The sequence below is a fragment of the Pelomicrobium sp. G1 genome (assembly GCF_051905455.1).
Classification (GTDB): domain Bacteria; phylum Pseudomonadota; class Gammaproteobacteria; order Burkholderiales; family UBA6910; genus Pelomicrobium.
This window is the reverse complement of record NZ_JBQACR010000004.1, coordinates 111,781-123,847: the sequence shown is the minus strand read 5'-3', so window position 1 is coordinate 123,847 and position 12,067 is coordinate 111,781. Positions and strand designations below refer to the sequence as shown.

At 66.9% G+C, this 12,067-nt stretch carries 9 protein-coding genes; 5 read left to right on the top strand and 4 right to left on the bottom strand.

What is annotated here, in order from left to right; genetic code table 11:
• Positions 1-8: 8 nt before the first annotated feature.
• A complete protein-coding gene (locus ACTFO6_RS05870) occupies positions 9-188 on the bottom strand; it encodes a hypothetical protein (protein WP_439933520.1) in 180 nt (59 codons plus the stop codon).
• A 78-nt stretch (positions 189-266) separates the two neighbouring features.
• Positions 267-2,975 carry a DNA polymerase I gene (gene polA, locus ACTFO6_RS05865; protein WP_439933519.1) on the bottom strand — a complete coding sequence of 903 codons (2,709 nt, stop codon included), beginning with the start codon at positions 2,973-2,975 and terminating at the stop codon, positions 267-269.
• Between the two features lie 30 nt (positions 2,976-3,005).
• Here polA and ACTFO6_RS05860 point away from each other — a divergent pair, with 30 nt between their 5' ends.
• The 4 genes from ACTFO6_RS05860 (at position 3,006) to ACTFO6_RS05845 (ending at position 5,955) form a co-directional block, all read left to right on the top strand.
• Positions 3,006-3,734: a TIGR00730 family Rossman fold protein gene (locus ACTFO6_RS05860; protein ID WP_439933518.1), complete on the top strand. Its 729-nt coding sequence runs from the start codon at positions 3,006-3,008 to the stop codon at positions 3,732-3,734.
• A gap of 68 nt (positions 3,735-3,802) precedes the next feature.
• A complete protein-coding gene (locus ACTFO6_RS05855; RefSeq protein WP_439933517.1) occupies positions 3,803-4,216 on the top strand; it encodes a DUF2782 domain-containing protein in 414 nt (137 codons plus the stop codon).
• A 25-nt stretch (positions 4,217-4,241) separates the two neighbouring features.
• Complete coding sequence (locus ACTFO6_RS05850) at positions 4,242-5,192, top strand: homoserine kinase (protein ID WP_439933516.1); 951 nt, start codon at positions 4,242-4,244, stop codon at positions 5,190-5,192.
• A gap of 34 nt (positions 5,193-5,226) precedes the next feature.
• Positions 5,227-5,955 (top strand): BPSS1780 family membrane protein, encoded by a 729-nt coding sequence (locus ACTFO6_RS05845; protein WP_439933515.1) that lies wholly within the window; start codon positions 5,227-5,229, stop codon positions 5,953-5,955.
• 54 nt (positions 5,956-6,009) lie between these two features.
• Here the strand turns inward: ACTFO6_RS05845 and ACTFO6_RS05840 are convergent, their stop codons facing one another.
• Positions 6,010-8,199, bottom strand: coding sequence for a UvrD-helicase domain-containing protein (locus ACTFO6_RS05840; protein ID WP_439933514.1), 2,190 nt, complete (start codon positions 8,197-8,199; stop codon positions 6,010-6,012).
• 71 nt (positions 8,200-8,270) lie between these two features.
• Positions 8,271-9,167 (bottom strand): phosphoribulokinase, encoded by an 897-nt coding sequence (locus ACTFO6_RS05835; RefSeq protein WP_439933513.1) that lies wholly within the window; start codon positions 9,165-9,167, stop codon positions 8,271-8,273.
• Between the two features lie 234 nt (positions 9,168-9,401).
• Between ACTFO6_RS05835 and leuS the strand changes: the two genes are divergently transcribed.
• Positions 9,402-12,008, top strand: a complete 2,607-nt coding sequence (gene leuS, locus ACTFO6_RS05830; protein WP_439933512.1) for a leucine--tRNA ligase — start codon at positions 9,402-9,404, stop codon at positions 12,006-12,008.
• Positions 12,009-12,067 lie beyond the last annotated feature (59 nt).

The window sequence follows — 12,067 nt, the reverse complement described above, 5'->3', positions numbered from 1 at the left end:
CCGGCGGCTCAAGGGGCTTTGCGCAGCGCCCCCAGCAGCCGCTTGATGATTTGCTCCTGGCTCTTCAGCCGCTCGCGGAAGGCGAGGCGCTCGGTGTCCGCGATTTCCATCCGCAGGTCCGAGAGAAAGCTCTCCAGCACTTCGATCAGGACTTCCCGCTCCTCAGGCGACAACTCCAATTGGGTCATGGCGGCGGCCCTCCTCCTTCTTCTTCGATTTTAGACACTCGGGGAGCTTCGGGGGATGGAGAGCCCTCAAGAAACTCCTCAGTGGGCCTCGTCCCAGTTGCGTCCGACCCCCACGTCCACCACCAGGGGGACCCGCAGCCGGGCGACGCCTTCCATCAGGCGGGGAACCTCCCGCTTGACCTCCTCCAGCTCCGCTTCCGGCACCTCCAGCACCAGCTCGTCGTGCACCTGGAGGATCAACCGGCTCGCGAGATTCCGCTCCCCGATCCAGCGGTGCACCGCGATCATGGCCAGCTTAATGAGGTCCGCCGCCGTGCCCTGCATAGGGGCGTTGATGGCGGCCCGTTCGGCCGCCTGACGCCGGGCGTTGTTGCCGCTCCTGATCTCGGGAAGCCACACCCGGCGCCCGAAGACCGTCTCCACATAGCCCTGGGCGCGAGCCTGCTCCCGCACCTGGGCCATGTAGGCGGCGACCCCGGGAAAACGGGCGAAGTAGCGGTCGATGTAGGTCTGGGCGGCGGCGCGCTCGATCCCGAGCTGGCTCGCGAGGCCAAAGGAGGACATCCCGTAGATCAGGCCGAAGTTGATGACCTTGGCGTAGCGGCGCTGCTCCGGTGTCACCTGGCCGTGGGGCACCCCGAACACCTCCGCCGCCGTGGAGGCGTGGATGTCCTCGCCCGCCTCGAAGGCCTTGAGCAGCCCCTCGTCGCCGGAGATATGGGCCATGATGCGCAGCTCCACCTGGGAATAGTCCGCCGAGACGATGAAATGGCCCGGTGGCGCGATGAAGGCCTCCCGGATGCGCCGGCCTTCGGCCGTGCGGATGGGGATGTTCTGCAGGTTGGGCTCGTTACTGGAGAGCCGGCCGGTCACCGCCACCGCCTGGGCGTAGTTGGTGTGCACCCGGCCGGTTTCCGGGTGGATCATGCGGGGCAGCTTGTCCGTGTAGGTGGACTTGAGCTTGGAAAGGCCGCGGTACTCCAGGATGAGCTTGGGCAGGGGATAATCCAGGGCGAGCTGCTGGAGCACGTCCTCGTCGGTGGACGGCGCACCGCCCGGGGTCTTCTTGACCACGGGAAGCTTAAGCTGCTCGAACAGGATTTCCTGGATCTGCTTCGGGGAATTGAGGTTGAAGGGCTGCCCGGCCACCTCATGGGCCTTTGCCTCGATCTCCATCATGCGCTGGGCAAGCTCCCGGCTCTGGGCCTCGAGCCGCGCCACGTCCAGCAACACCCCGTGCCGCTCCATGGCGAAGAGCACGTGCATGACCGGCATTTCCAGGGCCTGGTATACGTGGAGCAGCTTGGGCTCGGCTTCGAGCTGGGGAAACATGGCCCGATGCAGTTGCAGGGTCACGTCGGCGTCCTCGGCCGCGTACTCAGTGGCGCGCTCCACCGGTACCTGATCGAAGCCGATCTGGCCCGCCCCTTTGCCGCACACCTCTTCGTAGGTGATGGTCTTCACCCCCAGATAGCGCTCGGCCAGGCTGTCCATGTCGTGGGCGCGGTGGCTTTGCAGCACGTAGGACTGGAGCAAGGTATCGTGGACCACGCCCCGGAGCGCAACCCCGTGGTTCGCGAACACGTGCATGTCGTACTTGGCGTGCTGGCCTAGCTTGCGCTTCGTGTCGTCCTCCAGCCAGGGCTTGAGCCGCGCGAGGGCCCGGGTCAGGTCGAGCTGGGGCGGCGCGTCCGGGTAGCGGTGGGCAAGCGGCAGGTAGGCCGCCTCGTGGGGTTCCACGCAAAAGGAGATGCCCACCAGGCGGGCCCGCATCGGGTCGAGATCGGTGGTCTCCGTGTCCACGGCCGCGAGCCCGGCGGTCTCGAGCCGCGCCAGCCAGGCCTCGAGCTGCGCCTCGGTGAAGAGGGTCTCGTAACGGCGCTCGGCCCGGGGCTCGGCGGTTGCGGGGGCGGCCGCCCGGCCGCCGTCCCCCGCCGGGTCCTGGGCCTCGAGCTCCCTCAACCAGCTCCTGAAGTCGAAGCGCTGGAACAGGGCCTGGAGCCGCTCCCGGTCCGGGGGCCGAGGCCGCAGGTCCTCGATGGAAACGGGAAGCGGCACGTCGCGGCGCACGGCGAGCAGCTCCCGCGCCTTCGGCAACCACTCCAGGGCTTGGCGCAGGTTCTCCCCCGCGACGCCCGGGATCTCACCCGCCCGGGCCATCACCGCCTCGAGGCTCCCGTACTGCTGCAGCCACTTGGCCGCCGTCTTGGGCCCCACCTTGTCCACCCCCGGCACGTTGTCGATGGCATCCCCGATCAGAGTGAGGTAATCCAGCACCCGCTCCGGCGGGACCCCGAACTTGGCCCGGACCCCCGCTTCGTCCAGCGTTTCGTTGGTCATGGTGTTTACCAGCACCACGTTCTGGCCCACGAGCTGGGCGAGGTCCTTGTCCCCGGTGGAGACCACGCAGCGCAGCCCCCGCGCCTGCGCCTCGCGGCAGAGGGTGGCGATCACGTCGTCCGCCTCCACTCCCTCCACTTCCAGCAGCGGCCAGCCGAGGGCCTGGATCGCCTCCTTGAGGGGTTCGATCTGCCGCGCCAGGTCTTCCGGCATGGGCGGCCGGTTGGCCTTGTACTTGGGATACAGCTCCTCGCGGAAGGTCTTTCCTTTTGCGTCGAAAACGCAGCCGATATAATCGGCGTCATGTTCCCTGCGCAGCCTGCGCAGCATGTTCAGCACGCCGTAGATCGCCCCCGTCGGCTCGTTGTTGCGGTTTCTCAGGTCGGGCAGCGCGTGGAACGCGCGGTAGAGATAGGACGAGCCGTCCACCAACAGCAGCGTCTTCATCGGATGCTTTTCTTCTTTTGAGGTGCCCACATGAGTATCAGTCACAAGCTTCCTTCGGCGGTCGCCGTCGAAGCGTTGAAGAAAACCTGGTCGGCCCGGGAGTCGTGGCGGGTCTTCGGGATTATGTCAGAATTCGTCGAGGCGACGGAACGGCTGAGCGCGGTGATGCCGGCGGTGAGCGTCTTCGGCAGCGCCCGGGTCACCCCCAACCATCCGTACTACGCCCTCACGGAGAAAATCGCCCGGCTGCTCTCCGACGCCGGGTTCAGCGTGATCTCGGGCGGCGGCCCCGGCGTCATGGAAGCGGCCAACAAGGGCGCGTTCTTCGGAAAATCCCCTAGCGTGGGCCTCAACATCCAGTTGCCCCACGAGCAGCACGGCAACCCGTTCCAGGACATCTCCCAGAGCTTCCGTCATTTCTTCGCTCGCAAGTACATGTTCGTGAAGCTCGCCACCGCCTGGGTGGTGATGCCGGGCGGCTTCGGCACCCTGGACGAGCTGATGGAGGCCCTCACCCTGGTACAGACCGGCAAGTCCCGGCGCATTCCCATCATCCTGGTGCACGGACCGTTCTGGCAGGGGATGCTGGACTGGTTCCGCACCACGCTGGTCACCGAGGGCATGATCGACGCCGAGGACCTCGACCTGATCCAAGTGATCGACGAGCCCGAAAAGGTGGTGACCGCCATCTTCGACTACTACGCCACCCGCGGCTTCTCCCCGTCCGAAAAGGAAAAGGAGATGCAACTCAACCTGTAAGGCTCAACGAAAAGCCCGGGCGCTCGTCTATAATCCGGGGCCATGCCTCTGCAAAGGACAACGACATCATGATCCCCCACCGCTTCGTCCAGGGCCTCGCCGCCGCCGGGCTCTTTTGCCTCTGGGCCGCGGCGGCAGCCCAGACGCCCAACCCGCCTTCGAAGCAGCCGCCTGCGCCCGCGGGACAGCCGCCGTCCAAGCCGCAACCCCCGGCCAATCTGGAACCCCTGCCCGAGCCGCCTCCCCCACCCCCCGGCTACGAGCCGGACCCTTCCCTCGAGCCCCAGGTGACCATCATCCAGCGCGGGGAGGAGACGGTGGAGGAATTCCGCATCAACGGGCGCCTCTACATGGTCAAGGTGACACCCCGCTACGGGCCGCCCTACTACCTCATCGATTACCAGGGCAACGGCCAATTCATCCGCCGGGACAGTCCGGACCCGGGTTTCAGCCCGCCCATGTGGGTCATCGAGCGCTTCTAGCGGGGCGGAGCCCTTCGCCTGCCCCATGTCGGTCTTCACCCCCGTCACCCCCGAGGAGCTTTCCGCCTGGCTGCGCCACTACGCGGTGGGGACGCTCGTCGCCTTGGAAGGCATCGCCGAGGGGATCGAGAACACCAACTACCGGGTGACCACCACCCAGGGCCGCTTCGTCCTCACCCTGTTCGAGAAGCTCAGCGCCGAGGAGCTGCCCTTTTACGTGGACCTGATGGCCCACCTGGCGGAGCACGGCATCCCGTGTCCCCGGCCCATCGCCGGACTGGACGACTGCCGCTTCCGGCCCTTGAAGGGCAAGCCCGCCTGCCTGGTGAGCTTTCTGCCCGGGCGGCCGCAGGAGCATCCCGCGCCGGCCCATTGCGCCGCCGTGGGCGCCGTGCTGGCCGAAATGCACCTGGCGGGCGCCTCCTACCCGCGGCGGCTCGACAACCCCCGGGGTCCCAAGTGGTGGCGCGCCACGGCGCCTCAGGTGATGCCCCACCTTTCCCCGGAGGACGCCGCCCTGCTCAAGGAGGAGTTGCGCTTCCAGGCTCTGTACCGCTTCCACGACCTGCCCCGGGGGGTGATCCACGGCGATCTGTTCCGGGACAACGTGTTCTTTCTGGAGGGACGGGTGTCGGGGCTGATCGACTTCTACTTCGCGGGCAACGACGTCCTGCTCTATGACGTCGCCATCACGGCGAACGACTGGTGCCTGGATGCTCGGGGCCAGATAGACGAGGCGCGCTGCCGGGCGCTCCTCTCCGCCTACCACGAAGTGCGGCCCTTGACCGCTATCGAGCGCGGCGCCTGGCCCGTGCTGCTGCGGGCGGCGGCGCTGCGCTTCTGGATTTCCCGTCTCTTCGACTGGCATTTTCCCCGCCCGGGCGAGCTCACCCACGCCAAGGACCCGGAGCACTGCAAGCGCATCTTGACCGCCCACATCGCCGCTCAATCGCGGCTCGCGCGCCTGTGGGTTTAAAATAGTTTCGTTCGTTATCCGCTCGGAGAGGCAGATGCAGGTGCGCAGGCTCGCGCCCATGCGCGGCTGGGAATGGATCGTTCAGGGCTTCGCCCTGTTCCGCAGGAGTCCCCTCAACTGGATCGCCTTGTGCCTAGCCCTGGTGGGATTCGCCCTGGCCGCGAGCTTGATTCCCCCCATCGGCGAACTGGTGTTCTACCTGCTTTCGCCGGTGCTGCTGGCCGGTCTCATGGTGGGCTGCCGCAACCTGGAGCAGGGCGGCCGGCTGGAGCTCACCTGCCTGTTCGAGGGTTTCCGACGCCAGACCAGCGCCCTCGTCACCATCGGCGGCGTCTACCTGGTAGGGCAAGTGCTGATCTACGGGGTGGTGGTCGTGCTGGCCGGCGCGAGCCTCAACGAGCTCATGCGGGACGTGCAGGGATCGACGCCGCCAGCGGTGCCCCCCATGCCCGGCCAGGTGATGCTGGCCCTCGCCGTGGCCGCCGCCCTGTCGGTGCCCCTGCTTATGGCGGTGTGGTTCGCCCCGCTGCTGGTGATTTTCGACGGGCTCATGCCCTTCGCCTCCATGCGGGAGAGCTTCAACGCCTGCCTCGCCAACATCCTGCCCCTGGTGGTCTACAGCCTGATCCTGATGGTGCTGGGCTTCCTGGCACTGCTGCCCTTCGCCCTGGGGCTGATCCTGCTAGTGCCCACCGTGTTCGCCTCGATCTACGTGAGCTACAAGGAGATCTTCGCCGCCGATCCGGCCCTGGCCGCGGCGTGACGCGGGCACCAATATCCCGAGAATGCCTGGAGGCGCTCGGCCCACTCTCCAGGCTCAATGGGCGGGGGTGAGCTTGGCGTACTCCAGCGCCAGCCACTTCAGCCCCGCCTCGGAAAAGCGCACCTGCACCCGGGCGTCGGGGCCCCGGCCTTCGCAGTTGACGATGACCCCCCGGCCGAACTTGGGGTGAAGCACGCTCTGGCCCACGTGCCACTCGGGGCCGCCGGCGAGGCGAAACGCTGGCTCCGGCCAGGTGGATCCCTGGGGCGAAGCCGGAGCGGGCGCAGCCCGGCGTGCCGGGACCCCGCTCCCCATGGCCTTCACCAGCTCGGCCGGGATTTCCTGTAGGAACCGGGAAGGCACGTTGTAGCGGGTCTGGCCGTGGAGCATGCGGCTCTGGGCGAAGCTCAAGTACAGCCGCCGCCGGGCGCGGGTGAGGGCGACGTACATGAGGCGCCGCTCCTCCTCCACGCCGCCGGGGTCCAAGAGGCTCTGTTCGTGGGGGAAGAGCCCTTCTTCCAGGCCGGTGACGAACACGGCGTGGAACTCCAGCCCCTTGGCCGAGTGCACGGTCATGAGCTGGAGCGCCTCCGCGCCGCTCGCCGCCTGGTGCTCCCCGGCCTCCAGGGCGGCGTGGGCCAGGAAGGCGGCCAGGTCGTGTTCTTCCGCCTCTTGGAGGAAAGCGCTCGCCGCGTTGACCAGCTCGTCCAGGTTCGCGAGCCGCTCCTCCCCTTCCCGCTCGGCCCGGTAATGGGCGGCGAGCCCGCTCGCCTCGATCGCGTGTTGAACCAGCTCCGGCAGGGACAGGGCGGCAGCCGCGGCGCGCAGGTCCTCGATCAGGGCCACGAACCCCTCGATTCCCTTGCGGGCCCCCTCCGGCTTCTGTCCCCTGGCTTCCGCCCTCCGGCGCGCCGCCTCCCACAGGCTCGAGCCGGCGGCCGCCGCCTCGCTGCGCAACTGCTCCAGGGTGCGGGCGCCGATGCCCCGGACGGGGAAGTTGATGACCCGCTCGAGGGCGCCGTCGTCGCCGGGATTGGCCGCCAAGCGCAGGTAGGCGAGGGCGTGCTTGACCTCCTGGCGCTCGAAAAAGCGCAGCCCTCCATACACCCGGTAGGGAACGCCGGCGCTGAAGAGGGCGTGTTCCAGGACCCGGGACTGGGCGTTGGAGCGGTACAGCACCGCCATGTCGGAATAGGGCACCCCTTCCCGGCTTAAAGCCCGCACCTCGTCCACCACGAACCGGGCCTCTTCCTGGTCGGTCAGGGCCTGATACAAGCGCAGGGGCTCTCCTTCGCCGTCCGTGGTCCACAGGTTCTTGCCCAGGCGATGGCGGTTGTGCTTGATCACGGCGTTCGCCGCCGCCAGGATGTTGCCCGCGGAGCGATAGTTCTGTTCCAGCTTAATCAGCCGGTAGCCGGGATGGTCCCGCTCGAAATCCCGCATGTTCTCGGCGGAGGCCCCGCGGAAGGCGTAGATCGACTGGTCGTCGTCTCCCACCGCGAACAGGGGCGTCTCCCGGCCCGCCAGGCGCTTGAGCCAGAGGTACTGGAGGCGGTTGGTGTCCTGGAACTCGTCCACCAAGATATGGGCGAAGCGGTCCCGGTAATGGGCGGCGAGCGCCGGGTCGCGGGAGAAAAGCTCGTAGGCCCGGAGCAGGAGCTCGGCGAAGTCCACCACCCCTTCCCGGTCGCACTGCTCGTCGTAGGCGGCGTAGAGCTGCGCCATGCGCCGGGTGCGCTCGTCCAGGGCCTCCACCTGGGCGGCGCGCAGGCCTTGCTCTTTGGCGGCGTTGATGAAGTACTGGAGCTCCCGCGGCGGCACCTTCTCCTCGTCCACGTGCAGCCCCTTGAGCAGGCGCTTCACGAAGGCGAGCTGGTCCTGGCTGTCCAAGATCTGGAACAGGGCGGGCAGTCCCGCCTCCCGATGATGGGCCCGCAGCAGCCGGTTGCACAGGCCGTGGAAGGTGCCTACCCACATGCCCCGGGGATTGATGGGTAGCATAGCCGAGATGCGGGTGAGCATCTCCCGGGCCGCCTTGTTGGTGAAGGTGACCGCCATGAGCCCGTGGGGGACCACCTGTCCTGTCTGGATCAGATAGGCGATGCGGGTGGTGAGCACCCGGGTCTTGCCGCTGCCGGCGCCCGCCAGCACCAGGGCCGACTGGGGTTCCCCCGAAGGCTGCCGCAGGGGAAGGGTGACCGCTTCGTGCTGCTGGGGATTGAGTCCGGAGAGAAGCTGCGACATGGAAGAATACGGGGCCGCTCAAAGCCCCGTATTCTACACCGCGCTCGGTCCCCGCACGCGGGCGGTCGGCCTCACACCCGCGTGAGGGCCTCCAGCGCGTTCAGTTGCTTGCTCTTGGAGATCAGCTCCTGGATCAGGGGGGTGATGATGATCTCCATCGCCATGCCCATCTTGCCCCCGGGCACCACGAGGGTGTTGGGCCGGGACATGAAGGAGTTGTGCAGCATGGAGAGCAGGTAGGGGAAGTCCACCCCCCGGGGGTTGCGGAAGCGGATCACCACGAAGCTCTCGTCCAGGGTGGGGATGTCCCGGGCGATGAAGGGGTTGGAGGTGTCCACGATGGGTACCCGCTGGAAGTTGATGTGGGTGCGGGAGAACTGGGGCGTGATGTAGTGCACGTAGTCGTGCATGCGCCGCAGGATGGTGTGGGTCACCGCCTCCAGGGAGTACCCCCGATCGTTCATGTCCCGGTGGATCTTCTGGATCCACTCCAGGTTCACCACCGGCACCACGCCGATCAGCAGGTCCACCTTGCCGGCGATGTCGATGGCGTCGGTCTTCACGCCTCCGTGCAACCCCTCGTAGAACAGGAGGTCCGAGCCCGGAGGAATGTCCTCCCAGGGGGTGAAGGTGCCGGGCTTCTGGCCGTAGGGGGCCGCCTCCTCCTCGTTGTGGAGGTACTTGCGGTACCTCCCCCTGCCGTTTTCCCCGTAGGCGCGGAACAGGTTTTCCAGCTCCTCCCACAGGTTCGCCTCCGGGCCGAAGTGGCTGATGGCGCGCCCCTTCTTCTCCGATTTCTCGATCTGGCGCTTCATCTCCTCCCGGTCGTAGCGGTGGAACGCGTCGCCCTCGACGAACACCGCGTTGATCTTCTCCCGGCGGAAGATGTGCTGGAACGCCTGCTTGACCGTGCTGGTGCCGGCGCCCGACGAACCGGTAACCGCAACGATGGGATGCTTCTGCGACATGGCCTGCTCCTCGTCCCGTGGCATGCAAGGGGGCATCGACAGCGCTTAAATGCCCCAGTCTACCAAGCGTCAATTTAACAGAGGGTTTCGAAAGGCAAGATACGACTTGCTTATCGTATCGATAGCGTTTTCGTGGCAAATAACCCCCCAGGGACTGGCCGCGCCCGTTTCCTCCGGCACGCTATAATTCGTTTTTTCCTGAATTCACGGACTTTTTTTCGAGGCGCCAGGCTTATGGAAGCCCACTACCATCCGGAGCTCGTCGAGGCGCGAGCCCAGACCCATTGGGAAAAGACGCGCCGCTTCCGCGCGGTCGAGAACACGGACAAGCCCAAGTACTATTGCCTGTCCATGTTCCCCTACCCGTCGGGAAAGCTCCACATGGGGCACGTGCGCAACTACACCCTCGGCGACGTGCTGGCCCGCTACCACCGCATGCGCGGCTACAACGTGCTGCAGCCCATGGGCTGGGACGCCTTCGGGCTGCCGGCGGAAAACGCCGCCATGGCGAACGGCGTTCCTCCGGCCCGATGGACGTACGACAACATCGCCTACATGAAGCAGCAGCTCAAGTCGCTGGGCTTCGCCATCGACTGGGACCGGGAGCTCGCCACCTGCCGGCCGGAGTACTATCGCTGGAACCAGTGGCTGTTCCTGCGCATGCTGGAAAAGGGCCTGGTCTACAAGACCACGGGCATCGTGAACTGGGACCCGGTGGACCAGACCGTGCTCGCCAATGAGCAGGTGATCGACGGCCGCGGCTGGCGCACCGGGGCGCCGGTGGAAAAGCGCGAGATCCCCATGTACTACATGCGGATCACCGCCTACGCCGAGGAGCTGCTGGCCGGCTTGGACCGGCTTCCCGGCTGGCCCGAGCGGGTGAAAACCATGCAAGCCAACTGGATCGGCAAAAGCGAAGGGGTGCGCTTCGCCTTCCCCTACACGCTGCCGAACGGCGAGAAAGGCCTGCTCTGGGTCTTCACCACCCGGGCCGACACCCTCATGGGCGTGACCTTCTGCGCCGTGGCGGCCGAGCATCCCCTGGCCGCGTACGCCGCCCGGAATAACCCCCCGCTCGCCGCCTTCATCGAGGAATGCAAGCGCGGCAGCGTCATGGAAGCGGACCTCGCCACCCTGGAAAAGAAAGGCATGCCCACGGGACTGACGGTGATCCATCCCCTCACGGGCGAAGCGATCCCGGTGTGGGTGGCCAACTACGTCCTCATGGGCTACGGCGAGGGCGCGGTCATGGCCGTGCCCGGCCACGACGAGCGGGACTTTCACTTCGCCAAGAAGTACGGGCTTCCGATCAAGCAGGTGATCGAAGTGCCGGGCGAGACGTTTTCCACCGACGCTTGGCAGGACTGGTATGCGGACAAGGCACGCGGACGGTGCGTGAACTCCGGAAAATACGACGGCCTCCCCCACGAGGCGGCGGTAGAGGCCATCGCCGCGGACTTGAAGGCCCTGGGCCTGGGCGACAAACAGGTGCAATGGCGGCTGCGGGACTGGGGGATTTCCCGCCAGCGCTACTGGGGCTGTCCCATCCCCATCGTCCACTGCGAAGCCTGCGGCGAGGTGCCCGTGCCCGACGACCAGCTCCCGGTGGTGCTGCCCGAGGATCTGGTGCCCGACGGCAGCGGCAATCCCCTGGCGAAGACCCCCTCGTTCTACGAATGTTCGTGCCCCCGCTGCGGCCGGAAGGCGCGCCGAGAGACCGACACCATGGACACCTTTGTCGATTCCTCTTGGTACTTCCTGCGCTACTGCTGCCCGGACAACCACCGGGCCATGGTGGACGAGCGGGTCGCGTACTGGATGCCGGTGGACCAGTACATCGGCGGCATCGAGCACGCCATCCTGCACCTGCTCTACTCCCGCTTCTGGACCAAGGTGATGCGGGACCTGGGCCTCGTCTCATTGGACGAGCCTTTCACCAACCTGCTCACCCAGGGCATGGTGTTGAACGAAATCTTCTACCGAAAGGGCGAAGGCGGACGCATCACCTACTACAACCCGGCGGATGTGGACGTCCTGACCGACGAGCAGGGGCGCCGCGTCGGCGCGGTGCTGCGCTCCGACGGCAAGCCCGTGGAGTCCGGCGGCATCGGCACCATGTCCAAATCCAAGAACAACGGGGTCGATCCCCAGGCGTTGATCGAGAAGTACGGCGCCGATACGGCCCGGCTCTACATGATGTTCGCCTCGCCCCCGGAGCAGACCCTGGTCTGGTCGGACTCGGGCGTGGAGGGCGTGTACCGCTTCGTGCGGCGGCTGTGGAAGTTCGCCGCCGAGCACGAAGCCGCGATCCGCGGCGCCCCGGAGCGGCCTTCCGGCGAGTTGGATGGAGATCTCAAGGCGCTGCGGCGGGACGTGCACACCCACTTGAAGCAGGCCAACTTCGATTTCCAGAAGTTCCAGTTCAACACCGTGGTCTCGGCGGCGATGAAGATGCTGAATGCCCTGGAGGCCGCGCCTGTGGAGGGCAACGCCGAACGCAAAGCCGTGCTGCGCGAATCCATGGGCATTCTCCTTCGGCTCCTCGCCCCCATCGCCCCCCACGTCACCCATGTCCTGTGGGAAGAGCTGGGTTTCCCCGGCGACATCCTGGACGCCCCCTGGCCGGAGGCCGACGAGGCGGCGCTGGCCACCGACGAAGTGGCGCTGGTGATCCAGGTGAACGGCAAGCTGCGGGGCGAAGTGCGGGTGCCCGCCCAGGCCGACCGCGCCACCATCGAAAAGCTCGCCCTGGAGAGCGAACCGGCACGCAAGTTCGTCGCCGGCCAGCCGGTCAAGCGCGTGGTGGTGGTGCCGGGGCGGCTGGTCAACATCGTGGTGTAGTCGCCAGGGTGCGGGCGCCTGGACACAAGCGAGCCCGGGTTTCTCGGTTGTAGATGTAC